The sequence below is a fragment of the Streptomyces olivochromogenes genome, from assembly GCF_021538895.1.
Lineage (GTDB): Bacteria > Actinomycetota > Actinomycetes > Streptomycetales > Streptomycetaceae > Streptomyces > Streptomyces olivochromogenes_A.
This window is the reverse complement of record NZ_JADDRL010000144.1, coordinates 1-21,814: the sequence shown is the minus strand read 5'-3', so window position 1 is coordinate 21,814 and position 21,814 is coordinate 1. Positions and strand designations below refer to the sequence as shown.

The following is a 21,814-nucleotide window of genomic DNA, read 5'->3' as shown; positions in this document are numbered from 1 at the left end:
CGCGGAGCCACCCTGCGGACGACCGCCGGCGCCGCGCAGGCCGCGCCGCAGGCGGCGCCCCACCGGGACGCGGAGGCCGTACGCAGTGCGCTGGAGGAGTTCGAGGAGGCGGTGGAGCGGGCGCACCGGGACAGCGACACCGGGGACTTCGCGATCCCCGCCGCGGTCACGGCCACCGCCCCGGCCACCGCCGGGGCCACCGAGCCGACGGACCCACCGCCGAAGCACTCGCCGAATCATTCGCAGACGCACCCGCACCACCAGAACCACCATCCGGAAGGAGCCGAGCAGTGAGCACGTCGACAGGTGACACCCCGACGGGCGGCACCACGCCGACCGACCTGCAGGCCGCAGCGGCAGATTTCACCTGGCTGCTGAACCGATTCGCCACGGAGACGGCCGGTGTCGTGGACGCCATCGCCGTGTCCTCCGACGGACTGCTGATCGCCGTGTCGGAGCTGCGCGAACGCGCCCACTCGGAGCGGCTGGCCGCCATCGTCTCCGGCATCACCAGCCTGGCGGCCGGGGCCTCCGGCAACTACGGTCTGGGCGGCCTCAACAAGGTCATCATCGACCTGGAGGGCGGCCATGTGATCGTCTCCGCGATCGGCAACGGCGCCGTGCTCGGCGTGGTCGCCGACAAGGAGGCCAAGCTCGGCAACATCGCCTACGAGATGACCGTGTTCGCCAACCGGGCGGGTGCCGCGCTCAGCCCGCAGCTCGTCCTCGAACTGAAGAACACCGTCGGTTCCCTGCCGGCGCGCTGACCGTTCGACCCGGTCGAGAGAGGAAGCGAACAGCCATGGCGGACGGCCTCCCGCCACCGGTCCCCGAACCGGTCGGTCCCGCTCCCGCCGTACGGCCGTTCCTGGTCACCGCCGGCCGGGTGGCGGACAACGCCCCCGGCCGGGCGATGCCGGTCGAGACCCAGGTGGTGGCCACGGCCGAGGGTCTCGACGCGCTCGACCGGCTCTCCTTCGAGCGGCGCGACATCGTCGCCGCCTGCCGGCTGCCGCAGTCGATCGCCGAGCTCGCGGCCCGGCTGCGGCTCCACCTGAACGTGGTGCGGGTGCTGACCGAGGACCTGCGCGACGCCGGGCAGTTGGCGGTGTACGTGCCCGACTTCGACGCCACTCACGACGCATCCGTCCTGCGCAGGGTTATCGATGGCCTCCGCGCCATCCCCGACTCCCGAGGGGTACTCCGTGACACCGACTGAACCGCTTGTGCGCGGCGCGGCCGCCGAGACCGCCGTACGGCCGCCGCTCCCGGTCAAGATGGTGATCGCGGGCGGCTTCGGCGTGGGCAAGACCACCACCGTGGGCTCCATCTCCGAGATCGAGCCGCTGACCACCGAGGCGGCGATCACCGAGGTGGCCGCCGGGGTCGACGACCTCACCCACACCCCGCGCAAGACCACGACCACGGTGGCGATGGACTTCGGCTGCATCACCATCGACCCGACGCTGAAGCTGTACCTGTTCGGCACCCCGGGGCAGGAGCGGTTCGGCTTCATGTGGGACGACATCGTGGAGGGCGCGGTCGGCGGTCTCGTCATCGTCGACACCCGCCGCCTGGACGACTGCTACGCGGCCGTCGACTACTTCGAGCACAAGGGCATCCCGTTCGCGGTGGCCGTCAACGCCTTCGACGGGAAGGTGGAGCACCCCCTGGACGAGGTCCGCTGGGCCCTGGACGTCGCGGAGAGCACCCCGCTCCTCGTCTTCGACGCCCGTGAACGCGGCTCGGTGCGGGACGCGCTGCTCGTCGTACTGGAGCTGGCGCTGGCCCGCACCGAGGGCTGACCGTCAGGCGCTGCGCCGCACCCCCGGCGACACCGCGAAGCGGCCCACCGCCCAGAACACCGCGAGCGTCGCGAGGGCCGCGCCGGCGACCAGCGTGGCGCCGCCCACGACCTTCTCGTAGTTGCGCTGGTAGAGGCCGTCGATGATGTAGCGGCCGAGGCCGCCGAGGCCGATGTACGCGGCGATGGTGGCCGTCGAGACGATCTGGACGGCGGCCGAGCGCAGGCCGCCGAGGATCAGCGGGAGCGCGACCGGGAGTTCCACCTGGAACAGGATCCGGGACTCCGGCATGCCCATGCCCCGCGCGGCGTCCACCGGGGAGGGGTCGACGGAACGCACCGCCTCGTAGGTGGTGACCAGGATCGGCGGGACCGCGAGGACGATGAGCGGGACCATCACGGGCAGCATGCCGAATCCGACCAGCAGGACCAGCAGCACCAGCAGGCCGAAGGTGGGCAGCGCCCGTCCGGCGGTGGCGATCAGGGCGAGGGTGTTGCCCCCGCGCCCGTAGTGGCCGGTGACCAGGCCGACCGGCAGCCCGATCGCGGCGGCGAGGGCGAGTGCCTCCAGGCAGTAGTGGAGGTGCTCCCCGAAGCGCGTGGGAATGCCGTCGTAGCCGTGCCAGTGGGCGCTGTCGCCGAAGAAGGCCTGGATGAAGTGGAGTATGTTCACCGGGTGGCGCCCTTCCTCGGCATCCACGGGGTCAGGACGACCCGTACGAGGGCCAGTGCCGCGTCCGCGAGGATGGCCAGCGCGGCCGTCGTCACCACGGAGGTGACGGCGAGTTCGGGCCGGTGGTAGATGTTCGCGTCGTTGAGCAGGTTGCCCAGCGCGCCCTGGTTGCCGATCAGCATGCCGACGCTGACCAGGGAGATGCTCGACACGGTGGCCACGCGCAGGCCCGCGATGATGGCGGGCACGGCGATCGGCAACTGCACCTGGAGATAACGGCGTACGGGTCCGAAGCCCATCGCGGTGGCGGCGTCGAGGGTCTCCTGGGGCACCGACCGCACGCCGTCCACGATCGCCGGCACGAGCACGACGAGGCTGTAGACGGCCAGCGGGATCATCACCGTGGTCTCGCTCTGGCCGGTGTAGTCGATGAGGACGACGAAGAAGGCCAGGGACGGGATGGCGTACAGCACGGTCGTCACGCCCAGCACCGGCGGGTACAGCCAGCGGAAGCGCACGCAGAGCTGGGCGACGGGCAGCGAGAGCAGCAGGCCGGCGAGGACCGGGATCAGGGCCTCGCGCAGGTGCAGGCCGATCAGGCCGAGGTAGCTGTGCTGGAGGTCGCTCGGGATGTCGAAGTAGCCGCTCATCCGGCGGCCCGCACGTCGTCGCCGCTCCCCTGGGCGTGGGCGTTGCGGATGGCCTCGCCGATGGTCTGCTGGGAGACGACGCCGACGACCCGTCCCGTGTCGTCCACGCCGACCGCCCATCCGGTCGGCGACAGCACGGCGCCGTCGAGCGCGGCTCGCAGCGAGTCGCTGCCGTGCACGAAGGGGCGGCCGTACGGGAGCAGCCGTTCCGGCGTGATCTCCCCCGCCTTGAGGTCCTTCGGCTCGCCCCAGCCGAGGGGCTTGCCGTCCAGGTCCGTGACGAGGAGATAGGGCACGTCGGCCGAGCCGCGGGCGGCGATCTTCGCGGCGTCGGCGTCCTGGGCCACGACCGGGGCCGTCTGCAACTCCAGCGCGCCGGACGGGAAGAAGGACAGCCGCCGGATGCCGCGGTCGGCGCCGAGGAAGTCCTCGACGAAGGCGTCCGCGGGCGCGGTCAGCAGTTCGGCGGGCGGCGCGTACTGGGCGAGCCGGCCGCCGGTGCGCATCACCGCGACCATCGTGCCCAGCTTGATGGCCTCGTCGATGTCGTGCGTGACGAAGACGATGGTCTTGCCCAACTCGGACTGGATGCGCAGGAGTTCGTCCTGGAGACCCTTGCGCACCACCGGGTCGACGGCCGAGAACGGCTCGTCCATCAGCAGCACCGGCGGGTCGGCGGCGAGCGCCCGCGCGACGCCCACGCGTTGTTGCTGGCCGCCCGAGAGCTGGTACGGGTAGCGCTTGGCGAGGGAGGAGTCGAGGCCCACCCGCTCCATCAGCTCCGCCGCCCGCTCCCTGGCCCGCTGCTTGCTCCAGCCCAGCAGGCGCGGCACGGTGGCGATGTTGTCGACGATCGAGCGGTGCTGGAAGAGACCGGCGTTCTGGATGACGTAACCCATGGACCGGCGCAGTGTGTTGACCGGCTGCTTCTGGATGTCGACGCCGTCGAGGAGGATGGTGCCCTCGCTGGGCTCGATCATCCGGTTGATCATCCGCAGCGTCGTCGTCTTGCCGCAGCCGGACGGCCCGACGAGGACGGTGATCGAGCGGTCCGGTATCTCCAACGACAGCCGGTCGACCGCCACCGTGCCGTCCGGGTACCGCTTCGTGACTGAATCTATCCGTATCAAAACGCCGAATACCCTTCGGGTTTGGCGGAAACCCGCCCACTCTCGACCACGGTCTTCGCTGCGCAGGCCGTTGCGGGGAGAGTCTAGACGCCGAGTGTTTCAGCACTTCGGCGGGCCGATCCCGCCGTCAGGGGGCCAGCGGCACTCCGGCGGTGCGCAGCACCCGCCGCCCGGCGTCCACCGCGAACACCTCGCAGCCGGCCCGGCCGGCCGCCCAGGCCACGCCCTCGGCGCCCATCGCGAACGCCGCCGTCGCCGTGGCGTCCGCCTCGGTCAGCCCGGCGGCCACGACGGTGACGCTGAGCAGGCCTCTCGCCGGGCGTCCGGTGCGCCCGTCGACGATGTGGTCGCCGCGCTCGTAGCGGCCGGACGTCGCCACCGCGCCGTCGGTGATCTCCAGGACCGCGCACACCCGGTCGGCCTGTTCGGGGTGCCGTATCCCCACCCGCCAGGGACCCCCGGCCGCGACCACGTCACCACCGGCGTTCAGGCAGAACCGCCGTACCCCGGCCGCCGTCAGCAGCTCCGCCGCCCGCTGCACGGACCAGCCTTTCACCACCGCGCACGGGTCGAGGCCGCGGCCGGGCAGCCGGGCGTCGAAGGCCCCGCCCGTCGCGACCCGGTACTCCTCGCACAGGGCGAGCACCTCGGCGAGGTCCGCGCTCACCTCGTCGGCGCGCACCTGCCCGCGGTCGAGCCGGGACACCTCGCTGTCCGCCCGGAAGGGGCTGAAGCGGGCGTCGACCGCGCGCAGCCAGGCGAACACCTCGTCCGCCGCCGCACCGAGGTCCGCCGCCGCACCGCCGACGTCCGTCGCCCCGTCGAGGCCCTCGTCGTCGATCCGCAGCGAGACCGGGAACCCCATGACGTGCTCGACCCGGCGCATCTACACGCCCGCCTCGTCCAGCGCGGCCTGCAGCGACTTCCGGTAGCCCTCGCTGGTGATCGTCGCGCCGGACACGGTGTCGATGTCGGCGCTCTGCGCGTCGAGGGTCTCCTGGACCAGCGTCGGTACCGCGCCCTTGGTCTGCGGGCTGTTCGGCTGCCTGAGCAGCCGTACGGCGCTGATCCGGTCGCCGGTGAGGGTCACCTCGACCTGGACGTCGCCCTTCCGCGTGGTGACGGTGGGACCCGCGACGACCCGGGCCGAGGCACCCGACGGGGCACCCGACGAGGGCGCCGGCGTGCCGGCGGCCTCCGCGGTCGACGTGGGCAGTGTGGTCGACGTGGTCGTCGTGCTGTCCTCGGACGGCTGGTAGCGCCACAGTGGAATCAGTCCCGCGACGGTCAGCGCCAGGACGGGCAGTGCTCGCCTCATGTTCGTGTCCCTCTCATCCCGCCAGGCTGAAACGCTCGAAGTGGATCTGCCGCTTGGGTACGCCCAGGTCGGCGAGGTTGCGCAGCACCGCCGCCGTCATCCCGGGCGGGCCGCAGACGAAGACGTCGCGGTCGCCGATGTCGGGCACCAGCGCGGCCAGTTCGCGGGGCGCCAGCGGGTCGGCGGACGCCGGGCCGGTGATCAGGTGCAGCTCGGCGCCCTTGGCGGCGGTCAGTTCCGACAGTTCGGCGTACAGGACCGCGTCCCGGTCCTTCGTCACCCGGTACAGGAGGATCACGTTCCCCTCCAGGACCTCCAGCAGGGCGCGGATCGGGGTGATGCCGACGCCGCCGGCGACGAGGAGGGTGGCGGTGCGGGTGCGGTGCAGGGTGGTGAAGGCGCCGTAGGGACCCTCGGCGAAGACCCGTGTGCCGACCTTGAGGTGGCGCAGGGCCGCCGTGCCGGCGCCCGCCGTCTTCACGGTCAGCCGCAGCTCGCGGCCGTCGGGCGCGGCCGACAGCGAGAACGGGTTCGCCTGCCACCAGCGGTCCCGGGTCAGGAACCGCCACAGGAAGAACTGCCCGGCCGCGGCGGGCAGTCGGTCGAGGTCTCGCCCGGTGATGTGGACGGACACCACGTCGTCGGACTCGGGCACGACGGCGGACACGCGCAGTCGGTGGCGCAGGTTGCGCCACAGCGGCAGGCCCAGGCGCCCGACCAGCACCGCGCCGAGTGCCGAGCCCCACAGCGCGTACCAGTAGGCCCGTGCGGCGGGCGAGGCCGTGAAGGTCGTACCGACCGCGACCTGGTGGCCGAAGACCAGTACCACCGCCACGTAGGTGTACAGGTGGATGAAGTGCCAGGTCTCGTACGCCAGTCGGCGCCGTGCCCAGCGGGCCGACACCGCGCCGACCGTCATGATCAGCAGCAGGGCGACCACCGCCCGCAGCACACCGTCGGTGGTCTCGGCGAGGTCGACGAGCTGGTCCACCGGGTCCATCGCGGACATCCGGGCGTAGCCGAGGGTGATGAACACCGCGTGCCCGACCAGCGTCCACAGCAGGCCGAAGCCGGTCCAGCGGTGCCAGGAGGTGAGCCGGTCCATGCCGATGCGGCGGTCGAGCCAGGGCAGCCGGGCCACCAGCAGCAGTTGGAAGGCCATGAGGAGCGCGCCGTACAGACCGGCGAGCCGGCCCAGCAGGACGAGGGCGTTGGAGCCGAAGCCGGCCCGGACGAAGAGGACGGCCACCACGGCGGCGTTCGCGGCCAGCAGGGCGTACAGCGCGGTGCGGGCCACCACCCTGGGGCGATGGGTCGCCGTGGGGGGCGCCGGGGGTGCTGAGACGGTCGTCACGGGACGGCAGCTCCTTGATCGGGTCCTGGGACACGAGCTTCACCCGGGGCTGCTGTCGTTTTCCTGTCGAAGCCCTTTCAACTGGCTGTCGATGTGGCCGGTGGGGGTGGGCGGGTCCGGGTGCCGTCCGGTGCGTGGCGCAGTATGAGCGGGTGGACACAGTACGACTCCTCGTGGTGGACGACGACCCGCCCATCGCCGACCTGGTCGCGACGGTCGCCCGGTACGAGGGCTGGCAGGCCGTCACCGCGTACACCGGCGAACAGGCGCTGACCCGGGCCGCCGAGTTCCGGCCGGACATCGTCGTGCTCGACCTGATGCTCCCGGACCTCGACGGCTTCGGCGTGCTCGACCGGCTGCGCCGCTCGGGCTCGATGGTGCCGGTGGTGTTCCTCACCGCGCGCGACGGCGTCGCCGACCGGGTCGCCGGGCTGACCCGGGGCGGCGACGACTATCTGGTGAAGCCGTTCGCGGTCGAGGAGTTGATGGCCCGGCTGCGCACCGTGCTGCGGCGCAGCGCCGGTCCCGGCTTCCAGCGGTCGGTGCTCCAGGTGGCCGACCTGACGATGGACGAGGACACCCGGGAGGTGCGCCGCGGCACCCGGCGGCTGTCGCTCACGCCGACCGAGTTCGAGGTGCTGCGCTATCTGATGCGCAAGTCCCCGACCGTGCTCACCAAGGCCCAGATCCTCGACCACGTGTGGGAGTACGGCTTCGGCGGCCGCTCGAACGTCGTGGAACTGGTCGTCAGCCGCCTGCGCCGCAAGCTGGACGAGACCGGCGGGGAGCCGCTGATCCACACCGTGCGCGGCTTCGGGTACGTCGTCCGGCGGGCGGCGCGGTGATCGCCCGCCTGCGCCACGCCCACCGCGGGCTGCGCCTGGGCACCCGCCTCGCGCTCGGCCTGGGCGCGCTGTCGCTCGTCGTCTTCGCGGTCGTGGGCACGGCCCTGACGACCTACATGCGCGACTACCTCCAGCGCCAACTGGGCGACCAGCTCAAGCTCGTCCAGGTCGTGCAGACCAAGGACGCGTCCTCGCACTACACGGTGCGCCGCCAGCCGTACTACGGCTGGTACACGGCGGTCTTCGACGTCTCCGGCGGTACGGCGGCGCTGCGCCGGCCGGCCGACGTGCCGGACGACAGCCGCGCGCTCACGGAACTCGCCGCGGCGCGTGCGCGTTCGTCCGGGGAGCTCTTCCGCACCGCGCACATCGACGGGGAGGGCACCTACCGGCTGCGGGCCTGCGAGGTGGAGCCCGGGGTGGTGCTGGTCAGCGCCGCGCCGATGGCGGACATCGAGCAGACGGTACGGCGGCTGGTCGCCGTCCAGGTGGTGGCGTTCGCGCTGGCGCTCCTGGCCCTGGTCGTCTTCGGCCGGGCGATGCTGCGGCGCGGCCTGAAACCCCTGAGCGACATGGCGCACACGGCCCACGGCATCGCCTCGCACGACCTGACGGAGTCGGCGGCCCGCCTTCCCCTGCGCGCGGACGGTCCCGGCGGCGGCCCCGAGGTCGAGGAACTGCGCACCGCGTTCAACACCATGCTGGAACACATCGACGCCTCGCTCGCGGTGCGCGCCGAGGCGGAACAGCGTCTGCGCCGCTTCGTGGCGGACGCCTCGCACGAACTGCGTACGCCGTTGATGTCGGTACGGGGCTACGCGGACCTGTTCCAGTACGCGGCAGCCAACGCGCCCGAGGAACGGGACCGCCATCTGCGCCGGCTGCGCGCCGAGGCCGCCCGCATGGGCGTCCTCCTCGACGACCTGCTGCTCCTCGCCCGGCTGGACGCGGCGGAGGTGGAGGCGCCGCTGCGGCTGGAGGACGCCGACCTGACGGAGCTCGTGCGCGAGGCGGCGGACGCCTTCCGCGCCGGACACCCCGGGCACACCCTCACCCTGGACGCCGGCCCCGCTCCACTGACGGTGCGTCTGGACCCCGTCCGCATCCGCCAGGTGCTGGACAACCTCCTCACCAACGCGGCCGTGCACACCCCGCCGGGCACCGAGGTGTCCCTGTGCGTCTCCGTCCTGGCCGACATGGCGTCCGTCCGGGTCGGCGACAGCGGCCCCGGCATTCCGGCCGCCGACCGCGCCCGGGTCTTCGACCGCTTCTACCGCGTCGACAAGGCACGCAGCCGGGACCGGGGCGGAAGCGGGCTCGGGCTGCCGGTGGCACGGGCGTTGGTGCGGGCGCACGGGGGAACGATCCGGCTGGGCGCGGAGGAGGGGGCGACCGTCTTCACGGTGACGCTGCCGCTGAACGCGCGGGACCAGGGCGCCTGAACGCGCCGTAGCCAGGGCGCCGACCCGGCCGAAAAACAAAGGCAAGGAGGTCATCGACTCCTTGCCACTCTCAACTTATAGCGCACCGGGGGGCTTGCGGCAAGGCCCTGGTTGTACCGCACAATCACTGGCCGAGAGCCGGAAGCTGCGGAAATAGGTGATTCACGAAGTGCGACTGCTTTTGTACGTCTTTGAGTCGGGCGACCTCGGATCGGAGCTGATGCCATGAGCCCGCTGACCACGAGCGCCTTCGACCTTCCCGACCGTCTCGCCGCCAAGGCCGACCCGACGCTGATCGCCGACGACGAGAAGCACTTCGCGGCCGTCGCGGAGAGCCTTGAGCAGACGATCGCCGAACTGTCCGACCGCCTCGACGCCGAACTGAAGGCGCCGGGTGGCGTCGGCCGGGCGGCGATGGACCGGGACGCGGAGGTCCACCGGCTGACCGGCCGGCTGCGCGCCCTGCGCCGCTTCGGACTCGACCTGTGCCTCGGCCGCGTCGTCGGCGCGGACGACCCCGAGCCCCTGTACATCGGGCGGCTCGGCCTCACCGACAGCACGGGGCGCCGGCTGCTGGTCGACTGGCGCTCCCCCGCGGCCGAACCGTTCTTCGCGGCGACCCACGCCAACCCGATGGGTCTGGCCAGCCGCCGCAGGTATCGCTGGAGCGGCGGGCTGATCGGCGACTACTGGGACGAGGTGTTCACCGCCGACGGGCTGGAGCGGCACGCCGCGCTCGACGACCAGTCCGCCTTCATCGCCAGCCTGGGCGGCAACCGTTCGCCGCGGATGCGGGACGTGCTCGCCACCATCCAGGCCGACCAGGACGCGATCATCCGTGCGGGGTCGCGCGGCGCTCTCGTCGTGGACGGCGGTCCGGGTACGGGAAAGACCGTCGTCGCGCTGCACCGCTCCGCCTACCTCCTCTACTCCGACCCCCGCCTCGGGCACCGCCGGGGCGGCGTGCTGTTCGTCGGTCCGCACCAGCCCTACCTGGCCTACGTCGCCGACGTCCTGCCCAGCCTCGGCGAGGAGGGTGTGCGGACCTGCACCCTGCGGGACCTCGTCGCGGAAGGAGCCGCGGCAACGGAGGAGACCGACCCGGACGTCGCCCGCCTGAAGTCGTCCGCGGCGATGGTGCGGGCGATCGAGACGGCCGTCCGGTTCTACGAGGAGCCGCCCGCCACGGGGATGACGGTCACGACCGACTGGGCCGACATCCGGCTGAGCGCCGACGACTGGGCCGAGGCGTTCGCGGCACCGGGACCGTCCACCGCGCACAACGAGGCGCGCGAGCTGATCTGGGAGGAGTTGGTCACGATCCTGCTGGACAAGCTCGACCGTGACGTCCCGCCCGAGCAGTTCCAGAGGTCGCTGCGCAACGACGAGGAGCTGGTCGGCACCCTCGACCGCGCATGGCCGCTGCTCGAAGCGGCCGACCTGGTCTCGGACCTGTGGTCGGTCCCCGCGTACCTGCGGATGTGCGCTCCCTGGCTCGACGCCGATGACGTACGCCGGCTGCAGCGTGCGGACGCCCGGGCCTGGACGGTGTCCGACCTGCCGCTCCTGGACGCGGCCCGGCAGCGGCTCGGCGACCCGGAGGCGTCACGGCTCAAGCGCCGGCGCGCCGCCGCCGTCGCCGCCGAACGCGAGCGCATGGCGGGCGTCATCGACAACCTGCTGGAAGCCGATGCCGACGGCGAGGGCGCGGTGACGATGCTGCGCGGACGCGACCTTCAGGACAGCCTGGTCGACGAGACCGCTCTGCCCGGCGCCGACGCGGAACCGCTCGCCGGCCCGTTCGCGCACGTCGTCGTGGACGAGGCGCAGGAACTGACCGACGCCCAGTGGCAGATGCTGCTGCTGCGCTGCCCGTCCCGGAGTTTCACCGTCGTCGGGGACCGCGCCCAGGCCAGGCACGGGTTCACCGAGTCGTGGCGCGAACGCCTCGAACGGGTCGGCCTCGACCGGGTCGAGGTGACCTCCCTGAGCATCAACTACCGCACGCCGCGAGAGGTCATGGCGGAGGCCGAGCAGGTCGTGCGCGCCGCGCTCCCTGACGCCAACGTGCCGACCTCCGTCCGCAGCAACGGCATCCCCGTCGTCCACGGCCCCGTCGCGGATCTGGACTCGGTCCTCGACACCTGGCTCGCGGCGCACGACGACGGGATCGCCTGCGTCATCGGCGACCCCACGTTCCGGGCGACGCCCCGCGTCCGGTCGCTGACCCCGGCGCTGTCGAAGGGGCTGGAGTTCGACCTGGTCGTCCTCGTCGACCCGGAGACCTTCGGCGAGGGGATCGAAGGAGCGGTCGACCGCTATGTCGCGATGACCCGGGCGACTCGGCAACTCGTGATCCTCACGAGCCCGTAGCGCCACCGCGCTGCGAGGCGGCATGCCCTGTGCAATGCCGTGCGGCCGCCGGGGAGTTCAGGCCCTGCCGGGCTACGACTGCCCGGCCGCGGCCGCGGCGGAACCCTGGCGGATGCGGGGCCGGGCCGCGAGGACGGCCACGTCGTCCTCGGCGTTGTGGGCGTCCAGGCGGGCGAGGATGGTGTCGATGGTGTCGTCGACGGTCGCGGTGGGCTTGAAGTGGAGCCGGGAGAGGCGGTGCAGGGAGCGGTCGATGTCCTCGCCGCGGTGCTCGACCAGGCCGTCGGTGAACAGCACCAGGGTCTGGTCGGGCTGGATGCCGTAGGTGACCGACTCGTAGCCGCCGAAGCCGGTGCCCAGCGGCGGGCCGACCTGGACGGGCAGCAGTGAGGTCTCGCCGTCCTGGCCGATCAGGGCGGGGGGCAGGTGCCCGGCGCTGGCCACCGTGACCTGGCTGCGGCCCGGGTCGACGCGCACGATCAGACAGGTGGCCGGTCGGCGCTCGGACTCCTGGGAGGCGATCTCGTCCATCTGGCGCAGCACCCGGTGCGGGGGCAGGTCGGAGGAGGCGATGTAGCGCAGGGACGAGCGGTAGGCGCTCATGTCGACGGCGGCCTCCAGGCCGTGGCCCATGACGTCTCCGACGACGAGCAGGGTGCGGCCGAAGTGCAGGCGTACGGTCTCGCACCAGTCTCCCCCGACCAGCACGCCGCCGCCCGCGGGCAGATAGCGGATGGCGACGTCGAGGTTCGGGTGCGGACGGCCGGGTTCCGAGAGCAAGGCGCGTTGCAGGTCACCGGCGGTACGGCTGATCCGCCCGTACTCGCGGGCGTGACGGATGTGCGAGGCGGTCCGCTCGGCCAGCAGGGCGAGGAGTTCCGCGTCGGAGCGGTCGTACGGCCGCCCTTCCCGGGCGCACACCAGAACACCGAACTGCAGTTCGCCCGTGGTGAGCGGCAGACAGATCGCGGGCCGGGTCCGGCCGGTGATCGGGCGCTCGATCCAGGGTTCCGTCCAGCCGTCGGCAGCCGGCTGCCCGACGTCCCGGGCCACCGCGGTGGCCCAGCGGGAGTCGGGGAGCAGGTCCCCGTCCCCGGCGAGCTCCTCGTACCCGGTGAGGCCCTCGCCGGTCCTGCGCATCACCGCCGCCACCCCGCCGACCAGCCGTACGGCCGCCCGGGTCAGCTCGGCGCAGGTGGTGTTCTCGTCGAGTGTCGTGCCGATCCCGGCGATCGCCGTGCGCAGGGCCTTCAGCCGCGACGACGCGCCGTCTCCCTGCGGGATCCCGTCCTGGCCGCCGTGGGCCTCGGACAGGGCAGGCCTGCGACGGGAGTGGATCCATCGAGCGACACCCAACACGTTCACAGAATCTCAAATCGGAGCAATCCGGGCACCAAGGTGACTTACCTGGGCAAAGGGGCGGGGTGCGTCCGTCTCCGCACGCACCCCGCCCCGCCCTGCCGGGCCGCTACCGGCTCAGCCCTCGTCCGGTGCCAGCCGCAGCGAAATGCTGTTGATGCAATACCGCTGATCGGTGGGTGTCGGATAGCCCTCGCCCTCGAAGACATGGCCCAGGTGCGAGCCGCAGCGGGCACAGCGCACCTCGGTGCGGACCATGCCGTGGGTGCGGTCCTCCACCAGTTCCACGGCGTCGGTGTCCTTGGGGTCGAAGAAGGACGGCCAGCCGCAGTGGGAATCGAACTTCGCCTCCGAGGTGAAGAGTTCGGCACCGCAGGCGCGACAGGAGTAGACGCCCTTCGTCTTGGTGTCGGTGTACTCGCCGGTGAAGGCCGGTTCGGTGGCCGCTCGGCGCAGGACGGCGTACTCGGAGGACGTCAGCTCCTCGCGCCACTGCTCGTCCGGCTTCTCGACGTCGTACGACATGAGCCTCAGCCCCTCACTGCTGCGACAGGTGATCCAGAATGCGCGGGCCCAGGTCGGTCACGTCGCCCGCGCCCATGGTGAGAACGAGATCACCGGGCTTCGCCATTCCCGAGATCACCGCGGGGACCTCCGCCTTGTCGTGCAGGGCGGTGACGTCGGCGCCGGCCGCGCGGGCCGCGTCGACGATCAGCTCGCTGGTGACCCCGGGGATGGGGTCCTCGCGGGCCGGATAGATGTCGAGGACCACGGACTCGTCCGCGAGGGCCAGGGACTCGCCCATCTCCTTGCCCAGCTCCTGGGTGCGGGAGAACAGGTGCGGCTGGAAGACGACGAGGATCCGGGCGTCGCCCGCGGCGGCGCGCATGGCCTCCAGGTCGGCGGTCATCTCCGTGGGGTGGTGCGCGTACGAGTCGATGACCTGCACGCCGGCCGCCTCGCCCTTGAGCTGCAGGCGCCGCTTGACCCCGGTGTACGCGGCCAGCGCGGGCGCCAGCTCGGCGGCCGGGACGCCGAGGGCCACGCCCGCCGCCAGCGCGGCCACCGCGTTGTGCGCGTAGTGGCGGCCGGGGACGGAGACCGTGAAGGTGAGCTCCGTCCCGTCCAGGACGACGGTGACCTCGCTCTTCAGGCCCTGCGGGACGACGGACAGGATGCGGACGTCGGCGTCCGCCGACTCTCCGTACGTCACCGTGCGCACCGCACCGGCCAGGCGCGCGGTCAGCTCGCGGGCGCCCTCGTGGTCGGCGGAGATCACCAGGGTGCCGCCGGGGACGATCTTGCCGGCGAAGATCTGGAAGGACTCGTAGATCTCGTCGATCGAGGCGTAGTTCGCGTGGTGGTCGAGCTCCACGTTGAGGACGATCGCGACCTCGGGCGCGTACTTGTGGAAGCTGCGGTCGGACTCGTCCGCCTCGGCGACGAAGATCTCGCCGTCGCCGTGCAGGGCGTTGGAGCCGGGGGCGTCCAGGTCGCCGCCGATGGCGTAGGAGGGGTTCAGGCCCAGCTCGGACAGGGAGACCGCGAGCATGGACGTGGTGGTCGTCTTGCCGTGGGTACCCGCGACCGCGATCGGGCGCAGGCCCTCCATCAGGGCGGCGAGGGCGTCGGAGCGGTGGACCACCGGGATGCCGAGCTCGGCGGCGCGGGCCAGCTCGGGGTTGTCCTCGCGGATGGCCGACGAGACCACGACGCAGCTGGCGTCGTCGGCGAGGTGCTCGGCCGCGTGCCCGATGTGCACGGTGGCGCCCAGGGCGCGCAGCGCCTCGGCGGTCGCCGACTCCTTCGCGTCGCTGCCCGCCACCTTGGCCCCGCGCTGCGCGAGGATCTTCGCGATGCCCGACATTCCGGCGCCGCCGATGCCGATGAAGTGCGGTCGGTCCATGGCGGTAGGAAGGCCCGGGGCCATGTGCGTCTCCCTGGAGTGGTGCGGCGAAGCGAACATTCAGCGCACCACCATATGGCCCCGGCCCGTCCAGCACCTATTAGGTCCGTCGCAGCGCTGCGATCCGTCGCGGCGCCGCGGTCCGCCGCGGGTGCCGGTCACGTCTTGCTGTGCGAGAACAGCTTGAGCACCGGGACGCCCACCTTGTGGCGGGCGCGGGAGGCCCAGTCGCGGTGGAAGAACTCCTCCACGTAGTGGGGGTCGGTCAGAATGATCACTTCGTCGGCGCCGATCTCCTCGACCAGGGCCTTCAGGGCGTCCAGCGGGTGGTCCTCGACCATCCTGCCCCCGGCCTCGCTGCCGGCCGCGCGCAGGGCCGTCAGGGACACCTCCAGGGCCTGCTGCGCGGGCTCCTTCGCGGCGTCGCCCTCGGGGGTCTTCCGCTCGCGTGCCGCCTCGTCGAGTTCGCCCATCGCGATGTCGTCGATGGCCCGCAGCAGGCGATCGGCCTGGTCGCCGCGCGGCTGGAGCAGGACGTGGAAGGAGACCGGCTCGTCCCCGTGCAAGGTGGTGACGAATTCCACGTCGGCGGACGTCAGGGCCTTCTCGATCATCAATACGCTTGTGAACACCAGCGCCCCATTCTCCTTCGAGGGCCGCGAGCCCTCTCCTCCGTGGGCCGGTCCAGGCCCTTGCGGAAACCATCCTGCCCCGTGATCGCACGGGTACTGCCGGTTTTGGTGTGCCCGCCGAAAGCTAACCGGAATGGCAGATTCCGCGGATCTCAGGACCGACGGTAGCGACTGAACAGAAACCCGGCCTCTTCCAGGAGCGACACGAGTTCGAAGCGCCGTGGCACCGCGACCGACGGCCCTCCGGCGATGCGCTGGGCGTCACCGGCGGCGAGCATCGGCGAGAGGGTCAGGCAGAGCTCGTCCAGCACCCCGGCGGCGACCAGCTGCCCGAGCAGCCGGGGGCCGCCCTCGGTGAGCACACGGGTGTGGCCGCGCTCGGCGAGGGCCCGTACGGCACGCTCCGGATCGACCCCCGCCCCGTCGCCCGCGACCACGACCCGGGCGCCGGCCTTCTCGGCGGCGGCGATCCGCTCCGGCGCCGCCGCGGCGCCGGTGAGGACCAGGGTGGGCACCAAGGGCGCGGTGAACAGCGGGAGGGAGAAGTCCAGGTCCAGGCTCGCGCTGACGACCGCGATCGCCGGGGCGGGGGCCTGTCCGGACGCCTCCCGGGCCGCCGCGAACTCCGCACGCGCGCGTGCCGGGCGGTACCCCTCCTGCCGTACCGTTTCCGCACCCACGAGCACGACGTCGGCCAGCGCCCGCAGCGTGCCGAAGATCCGCATGTCGGCGGCGCTGGAGATCGGCTGCGAGCGGCCCTCGTGCTGCGCGGCCCCGTCGAGCGTCGACACCATGTTGCCCCGCAGCCACGGCTCCCGCCCGCTCACCGCCGGCTCGGGGTAGGCGTAGGCGGCGGCGAGTTCGGCGAGAGTCCACTGGCGGTCGACGAGATCCGCGGGGCCACGACCGGTCACCGCACCCGGCTCACCGGCCCCCCTGGCCTCTGTGGCACCGGCGGCCCCAGGGGTGTCCCCACCAGGGGTCCGGGCCGCTGTCTCGTCGGTCACAGGGAACAGGCGTCGCATGTCGTGCAGTGTGACACGGCGCTTAGCATGGGGAACCGTGTCCTCGTCCTCCTCCGCCACCGCCGCCTCCGAGCTCAGCTCCATAGCCGAGGCGACCCCGCTGTCCCTGTGCGCCCGCGAGCCGCACGTCCCCGCCGACCGGCTGGTCGCCGAGATGGTGCCGCCGCCGCGCTTCGACTCGGTCCGGTTCGCCACGTACATCCCGGACCCGAACCAGCCCAGCCAGACCGAGGCCGTCCGGGTCCTCGAAGGCTTCGCGGACGGTCTCGGCGGGGCACACGCCGTCGGCGGCGGCAGGCGCGGCTTCTTCGGGTTCGGCAGGGCGAAGGCACCCAGGACGCCGGCCGGACCGCGCGGCGTCTACCTCGACGGCGGCTACGGCGTCGGCAAGACCCACCTCCTCGCCTCCCTGTGGCACGCCACCCCGGCCGAGCCCGCGCTCAAGGCGTTCGGCACCTTCGTGGAGCTGACCAACCTGGTCGGCGCGCTCGGCTTCCAGCAGACCGTGCGCACGCTCAGCGACCACCGCCTGCTGTGCATCGACGAGTTCGAGCTCGACGACCCCGGTGACACCGTCCTGGTGTCGACCCTGCTCGGCAAGCTCGTCGACGCGGGCGTCGCGCTCGCCGCCACCTCCAACACCCTGCCCGGCAAGCTGGGCGAGGGCCGGTTCGCGGCCGCCGACTTCCTGCGCGAGATCCAGGGCCTGTCCGCCCACTTCCGCGCCCTGCGCATCGACGGCGAGGACTACCGCCACCGCGGTCTGCCCGAGGCGCCGGCGCCGTTCTCCGACGAGCAGGTGGCCAAGGCGGCGTACGCCAACCCGGGCGCCTCGCTCGACGACTTCCCGCACCTGCTCGACCACCTCGCCAAGGTGCACCCGAGCCGGTACGGCGCGCTGACCGACGGCCTGAAGGCGGTGTGCCTCACCGATGTGCGGCCGGTGCCCGACCAGTCGACGGCGCTCAGGCTCGTGGTGCTCGCGGACCGGCTCTACGACCGCGAGGTCCCGGTGCTGGCCTCGGGGCTGCCCTTCGACCAGCTGTTCAGCGAGGAGATGCTGAAGGGCGGCTACCGCAAGAAGTACTTCCGCGCGATCTCCCGGCTCACCGCGCTGGCCCGGGACGCCAAGGGGCTGGTGGCGGACGCCCGTTAGTGGGTCGGACCCGGCCGGTCAAGGGCCGGTTCAGGCCACGCCACCCGCACTTTTCACGCACTCTTTCACACGAAACATCGAGTTAACCCTGCAAACAACTTTGCAGGGTTAACGTGTTTCTTGACCATCCATTGACCATTCTTTGGTCCGTGCAAGAGGCGTGAACTGCCCGGAGGGGGGCGCATGTTCCGAGGTACGACGGCCCGGACCGTGCTCCGGCTCCTTACCGCCGCCCCGCGCTCCCCACAACTACCCGCTCCCGCGCGAACCTTCGCACCTGCGCACACCCTCCGTCACGCCGAGGCCAAGGCTCAGCCTGGATTCAAGCGTTCCGCAACAGTTCCACGAGCGGGTTCCTACACATTCCAGGAGATCAGTCACTCCAGGGGGCCTACCCCCCACACACGTCGTGCAAGGCCGACGCGCCACAGCGGCGCGCCAGGAGGAATCCACACACCATGCAGCCCCTCATCGACAACGCCCGTACCTTCGGACAGCGCCCTGAGGAGTTCGCCAAGCTCGCCGAAGGCCAGTCCCCGCAGGTCCTGTTCATCACCTGCTCCGATTCCCGGGTCGTCCCGGCGCTGATCACGGGCGCCCGCCCCGGCGAGCTCTTCGAGCTGCGCACCGCGGGCAACATCGTCCCGCCGTACGCCTCCGAGCACCCCACCAGCGAGGCGGCCACCATCGAGTACGCCGTGGAGGTGCTCGGCGTCCGGGACATCGTCGTCTGCGGCCACTCCCACTGCGGTGCCGTCGGCGCGCTGGTGCGCGGCGACGACCTGGACGCCGTGCCCGCCGTGCGCGACTGGCTGGCGCGGGCGACCCCGCGCCCGGCCGGAGCGCCCGAGGACCCGGCCGTCGCCGAGGGCGTCCAGAGCCACGTACTGGCCCAGATACTGCGGCTGCGCTCCTACCCGTGCGTCGCCCGGAAGCTGGACCAGGGTCAACTCACCCTGCACGCCTGGTACTACGAGGTGCATACCGGCGCCGTACAGGAACACCGCCCCCGGACCGACCGCTTCGAGGCCCTGTGAGCGCCCCCATGACCACCGCGAGTGCCAGGTTTCCGCATCTGAGGCAGGACTTCGCCGCCTCCCTCGTCGTCTTCCTGGTCGCGCTCCCGCTGTGCGTGGGCGTGGCCGTCGCCTCCGGTGTGCCGGCCGAACTCGGCCTGGTCACCGGCATCGTGGGCGGCATCGTCACCGGGCTGATGCGCGGCAGCAGCCTCCAGGTGTCGGGGCCGGCCGCCGGTCTGACCGTGCTGGTCTTCGAGGCGGTCCAGAAGTTCGGGCTGCCGGTCCTCGGCGTGCTCGTGCTGACCACCGGCGTACTCCAGATCCTCATGGGCGCCCTGCGGCTCGGCCGCTACTTCCGGGCCATCTCGGTCTCGGTCGTCGAGGGCATGCTGGCCGGTATCGGACTCGTGCTGATCGCCGGACAGCTGTACGCCGCCCTCGGGGCCAAGGCCCCCGCCGCCGGGCCGGACAAGATCATCGGGCTGCCGGAGGCGTTCGCCGACGCCTTCGGGAGCACGCGGGCGCTCGCCCCGCTCGCGCTCGGCGCCGGCACCGTCGCCGTCCTCGTGCTGTGGAAGCACCTGCCGCGCGCCGTGCGGTCGGTCCCCGGACCGCTCGCCGCGGTCGGCCTCGCGACCGCGGCCGCGCTGGTGCTCGACCTGCCCGTGGCCACGGTCGAGGTCAAGGGCCTGGTCGACTCCGTCCAGCCGCCGTCCCTGAGCGCGTTCGGTGAGCTCACGAGCGTCGCCGTGCTCGGCACGGTCGTCGCCTTCACACTGATCGCGTCCGCCGAGTCGCTGTTCAGCGCGGCGGCCGTGGACCGGCTGCACGACGGACCGCGCACCCAGTACGACAGGGAACTGCTCGCCCAGGGCGCGGGCAACGCGGTGTGCGGGCTGCTCGGCGCGCTGCCCATGACCGCGGTGATCGTGCGCAGCGCGGCGAACGTGCAGGCGGGCGCGCGGACCAAGGCGTCCCGGGTGCTGCACGGCGTCTGGCTGCTGCTGTTCGCGGCGCTGCTGCCGGGCGTGCTCGGCTACATCCCGATCCCGGCGCTCGCGGGCATCCTGGTGTACTCGGGCGCCAAGCTCGTGCCGGTCCGCGCCATCGTGTCCCTGTGGCGCGAGCACCGCGGCGAGGCGCTGATCCTGGTGGTCACCGCCGTGTCGATCGTCGCGGTCAGCATGTTCGAGGGCGTGCTCATCGGCCTCGCGCTGGCGGTGGTGAAGACGGCCTGGGAGGCCTCGCACATCCGGCTGGAGGTCATCGACAAGGGCGCCGGCCCGGTCGAGGCGTACCTGTCGGGCAACGCGACCTTCCTGCGCCTGCCGAAGATCCTCGACAGCCTGGAGGCCCTGCCCCAGGACCGGCCGGTGTGGCTGGACCTGTCCGGGCTGCACCACCTGGACCACGCCTGCCGTACGGCACTGGAGAACTGGGCCGCGCGCCACAGCGCGGTCGGCACCGAACCGGTGCGGGTCACGGCGGTCTAGGAGGCGTCCGGCGGATGCCGTGTCTGGTCCGGGGGCGCGAGGCGTGGCCCCGGACCAGATAGTGGGCATATCGTTACATGAACGTACAAATGGCCTCTCTGTGGAGGAGGTCGCCATGCTCCAGGAGCTGCTGGGGGCGATCATCGCCGCGGGCGCCGTCGGGCTGGTGTACGCGGCCGCGGGCGTGCGTGTCATCAAGCAGTACGAGCGCGGAGTGGTGTTCCGGCTCGGCCGCCTGCGGAGCGAGGTACGGGCGCCGGGGCTCGCGGTGATCGTTCCCGCCGTGGACCGGCTGCGCAAGGTCAACCTGCAGATCGTCACGATGCCCATCCCCGCCCAGGAGGGCATCACAAGGGACAACGTGACCGTGCGGGTCGACGCGGTCGTGTACTTCAAGGTCGTGGACGCGGCGGCCGCGATCATCAACGTCGAGGACTACCGCTTCGCCGTCTCCCAGATGGCGCAGACCTCCCTGCGCTCGATCATCGGCAAGAGCGATCTCGACGATCTGCTGTCCAACCGCGAGAAGCTCAACCAGGGCCTGGAGCTGATGATCGACAGCCCGGCGATCGGCTGGGGCGTGCAGATCGACCGGGTCGAGATCAAGGACGTGTCGCTGCCGGACGCGATGAAGCGCTCCATGGCCCGCCAGGCCGAGGCCGACCGCGAGCGCCGCGCGCGGATCATCAACGCCGACGCCGAACTCCAGGCCTCCAGGAAGCTGGCGGAGGCGGCCCAGCAGATGGCCGACACGCCCTCCGCGCTCCAGCTGCGCCTGCTGCAGACGGTGATGGCGGTGGCGGCGGAGAAGAACTCCACACTGGTGCTGCCCATCCCGGTGGAGCTGTTGCGCTTCCTGGAGCGGGGGCCACAGCAACCGGCGGGCATCGATGACTCGGCCGCCGCGCGGGGTTAACGTTCGGGCATGCGCCGGAGCTTCGTGATCGCCGTGGTGGTGGCCGGTATGGGACTCGCCTCGGGCTGCGGGGACGGCGGTGGCGGTACGTCCGCCCCGACGCCCACCGCCGCGCACGCCGTCGGGGTGACGAGTCCCGCCTTCACCGACGGCGGCACGATCCCGCGCCGCTACACCTGCGACGGCGAGGACGTCTCACCGCCGCTCGCCTTCTCCGGCGTCCCCGCGGACACGGCCGCGCTGGCGCTCCTGATGAAGGACCCCGACGCCCCGCACGGCACGTTCACGCACTGGGTGGCGTGGGACATCGACCCGCACACCACGGCGCTGACCACGGGACAGACACCGCCGGGCGCCACCCAGGGCCGCAACGGCTTCCGCACGTCGGGGTACGGCGGCCCGTGCCCGCCCAAGGGCGACAAGCCGCACCGCTACGTCTTCTCGGTGTACGCGTCCGACCGCCCGCTCGACCTCGCCGCCGACGCCACTCCCGACGACGTCCGCCGCGCCCTGTCCGGCCACACCCTCGCCACCGGCACACTCACCGGCCGCTACGGCCGTTGAACCCCGCCGGGCGGGTGACCCGCGGGAGGCCCACGGGGCGCGTTGGGCGTTTTGCCTGTTTTGCGGTCATATCTTCATACCGTGTTCACTCTCGTACGCCGCGTCACCACCGCCTTCGCCCTGAGTGCCGCCCTCACCACCGTCGCCGCCTGCGG

General features: G+C 72.2%; 22 protein-coding genes and 1 pseudogene. 12 read left to right on the top strand and 11 right to left on the bottom strand.

All coding sequences use genetic code 11. The features are described from left to right. The 4 genes and pseudogenes from IPZ69_RS41325 to IPZ69_RS41310 all read left to right on the top strand — a co-directional run. Positions 1-294, top strand: a pseudogene (locus tag IPZ69_RS41325) (ATP-binding protein); the annotation flags it as partial. After that, on the top strand, positions 291-767 hold the full coding sequence (locus IPZ69_RS41320; protein WP_235459904.1) for a roadblock/LC7 domain-containing protein: 477 nt from the start codon (positions 291-293) through the stop codon (positions 765-767). The pseudogene IPZ69_RS41325 and the gene IPZ69_RS41320, both read left to right, overlap by 4 nt. A gap of 35 nt (positions 768-802) precedes the next feature. Then, positions 803-1,219, top strand: coding sequence for a DUF742 domain-containing protein (locus IPZ69_RS41315; protein ID WP_235459903.1), 417 nt, complete (start codon positions 803-805; stop codon positions 1,217-1,219). Next, positions 1,206-1,805 (top strand): GTP-binding protein, encoded by a 600-nt coding sequence (locus IPZ69_RS41310; protein WP_235459902.1) that lies wholly within the window; start codon positions 1,206-1,208, stop codon positions 1,803-1,805. The genes IPZ69_RS41315 and IPZ69_RS41310 overlap by 14 nt, the downstream gene beginning before the upstream one ends. A gap of 3 nt (positions 1,806-1,808) precedes the next feature. Here IPZ69_RS41310 and IPZ69_RS41305 read toward each other — a convergent pair whose 3' ends face one another. The 6 genes from IPZ69_RS41305 to IPZ69_RS41280 all read right to left on the bottom strand — a co-directional run bounded on the left by IPZ69_RS41305 (position 1,809) and on the right by IPZ69_RS41280 (position 6,929). Continuing rightward, complete coding sequence (locus IPZ69_RS41305) at positions 1,809-2,477, bottom strand: ABC transporter permease (RefSeq protein ID WP_235459901.1); 669 nt, start codon at positions 2,475-2,477, stop codon at positions 1,809-1,811. Continuing rightward, positions 2,474-3,127, bottom strand: a complete 654-nt coding sequence (locus IPZ69_RS41300; protein WP_235459900.1) for an ABC transporter permease — start codon at positions 3,125-3,127, stop codon at positions 2,474-2,476. The genes IPZ69_RS41305 and IPZ69_RS41300 overlap by 4 nt, the downstream gene beginning before the upstream one ends. Beyond that, complete coding sequence (locus IPZ69_RS41295) at positions 3,124-4,257, bottom strand: ABC transporter ATP-binding protein (RefSeq protein ID WP_235459899.1); 1,134 nt, start codon at positions 4,255-4,257, stop codon at positions 3,124-3,126. The genes IPZ69_RS41300 and IPZ69_RS41295 overlap by 4 nt, the downstream gene beginning before the upstream one ends. A 127-nt stretch (positions 4,258-4,384) precedes the next feature. Then, positions 4,385-5,143 (bottom strand): FAD:protein FMN transferase, encoded by a 759-nt coding sequence (locus tag IPZ69_RS41290; protein WP_235459898.1) that lies wholly within the window; start codon positions 5,141-5,143, stop codon positions 4,385-4,387. Further along, positions 5,144-5,575 (bottom strand): FMN-binding protein, encoded by a 432-nt coding sequence (locus IPZ69_RS41285; protein ID WP_235459897.1) that lies wholly within the window; start codon positions 5,573-5,575, stop codon positions 5,144-5,146. It lies immediately after the preceding gene. 13 nt (positions 5,576-5,588) lie between these two features. Next, positions 5,589-6,929: a ferredoxin reductase family protein gene (locus IPZ69_RS41280; RefSeq protein ID WP_235459896.1), complete on the bottom strand. Its 1,341-nt coding sequence runs from the start codon at positions 6,927-6,929 to the stop codon at positions 5,589-5,591. Positions 6,930-7,081: 152 nt separating this feature from the next. On the opposite strand from IPZ69_RS41280, the gene IPZ69_RS41275 reads away from it, so the two are divergent. The 3 genes from IPZ69_RS41275 (at position 7,082) to helR (ending at position 11,589) form a co-directional block, all read left to right on the top strand. Beyond that, positions 7,082-7,774 (top strand): response regulator transcription factor, encoded by a 693-nt coding sequence (locus tag IPZ69_RS41275; RefSeq protein WP_235459895.1) that lies wholly within the window; start codon positions 7,082-7,084, stop codon positions 7,772-7,774. Next, positions 7,771-9,216, top strand: a complete 1,446-nt coding sequence (locus IPZ69_RS41270; RefSeq protein WP_235459894.1) for a sensor histidine kinase — start codon at positions 7,771-7,773, stop codon at positions 9,214-9,216. Before IPZ69_RS41275 ends, IPZ69_RS41270 begins: the two co-directional genes overlap by 4 nt. A 225-nt stretch (positions 9,217-9,441) precedes the next feature. After that, the gene (gene helR / locus IPZ69_RS41265; RefSeq protein ID WP_235459893.1) at positions 9,442-11,589 is read left to right on the top strand and encodes an RNA polymerase recycling motor ATPase HelR; all 2,148 of its coding nucleotides are present in this window, start codon (positions 9,442-9,444) and stop codon (positions 11,587-11,589) included. A 72-nt stretch (positions 11,590-11,661) separates the two neighbouring features. On the opposite strand, the gene IPZ69_RS41260 is transcribed toward helR, so the two are convergent. The 5 genes from IPZ69_RS41260 to IPZ69_RS41240 all read right to left on the bottom strand — a co-directional run bounded on the left by IPZ69_RS41260 (position 11,662) and on the right by IPZ69_RS41240 (position 16,511). Further along, the gene (locus IPZ69_RS41260; RefSeq protein ID WP_235459892.1) at positions 11,662-12,948 is read right to left on the bottom strand and encodes a PP2C family protein-serine/threonine phosphatase; all 1,287 of its coding nucleotides are present in this window, start codon (positions 12,946-12,948) and stop codon (positions 11,662-11,664) included. Positions 12,949-13,065: 117 nt separating this feature from the next. Then, positions 13,066-13,473 (bottom strand): peptide-methionine (R)-S-oxide reductase MsrB, encoded by a 408-nt coding sequence (msrB, locus tag IPZ69_RS41255; RefSeq protein WP_235459891.1) that lies wholly within the window; start codon positions 13,471-13,473, stop codon positions 13,066-13,068. Positions 13,474-13,486: 13 nt separating this feature from the next. After that, the gene (gene murC / locus IPZ69_RS41250; RefSeq protein WP_235459890.1) at positions 13,487-14,878 is read right to left on the bottom strand and encodes a UDP-N-acetylmuramate--L-alanine ligase; all 1,392 of its coding nucleotides are present in this window, start codon (positions 14,876-14,878) and stop codon (positions 13,487-13,489) included. 134 nt (positions 14,879-15,012) lie between these two features. Next, a complete protein-coding gene (locus IPZ69_RS41245) occupies positions 15,013-15,486 on the bottom strand; it encodes an indole-3-glycerol phosphate synthase (RefSeq protein WP_235459889.1) in 474 nt (157 codons plus the stop codon). Positions 15,487-15,638: 152 nt separating this feature from the next. Then, positions 15,639-16,511, bottom strand: coding sequence for a pyrimidine reductase family protein (locus IPZ69_RS41240; protein WP_235459888.1), 873 nt, complete (start codon positions 16,509-16,511; stop codon positions 15,639-15,641). Here IPZ69_RS41240 and zapE point away from each other — a divergent pair. The 5 genes from zapE to IPZ69_RS41215 all read left to right on the top strand — a co-directional run bounded on the left by zapE (position 16,510) and on the right by IPZ69_RS41215 (position 21,659). Next, positions 16,510-17,667, top strand: a complete 1,158-nt coding sequence (gene zapE, locus IPZ69_RS41235) for a cell division protein ZapE (protein WP_235459887.1) — start codon at positions 16,510-16,512, stop codon at positions 17,665-17,667. The two genes, IPZ69_RS41240 and zapE, sit on opposite strands and share 2 nt — an antisense overlap. 458 nt (positions 17,668-18,125) lie before the next feature. Further along, complete coding sequence (locus IPZ69_RS41230; RefSeq protein ID WP_235459886.1) at positions 18,126-18,704, top strand: carbonic anhydrase; 579 nt, start codon at positions 18,126-18,128, stop codon at positions 18,702-18,704. 8 nt (positions 18,705-18,712) lie between these two features. Continuing rightward, positions 18,713-20,179 carry a SulP family inorganic anion transporter gene (locus tag IPZ69_RS41225; protein ID WP_235459885.1) on the top strand — a complete coding sequence of 489 codons (1,467 nt, stop codon included), beginning with the start codon at positions 18,713-18,715 and terminating at the stop codon, positions 20,177-20,179. 115 nt (positions 20,180-20,294) lie between these two features. Continuing rightward, on the top strand, positions 20,295-21,095 hold the full coding sequence (locus IPZ69_RS41220; protein ID WP_235459884.1) for a slipin family protein: 801 nt from the start codon (positions 20,295-20,297) through the stop codon (positions 21,093-21,095). A gap of 9 nt (positions 21,096-21,104) precedes the next feature. Next, positions 21,105-21,659, top strand: a complete 555-nt coding sequence (locus tag IPZ69_RS41215; RefSeq protein WP_235459883.1) for a YbhB/YbcL family Raf kinase inhibitor-like protein — start codon at positions 21,105-21,107, stop codon at positions 21,657-21,659. Positions 21,660-21,814: the final 155 nt, after the last annotated feature.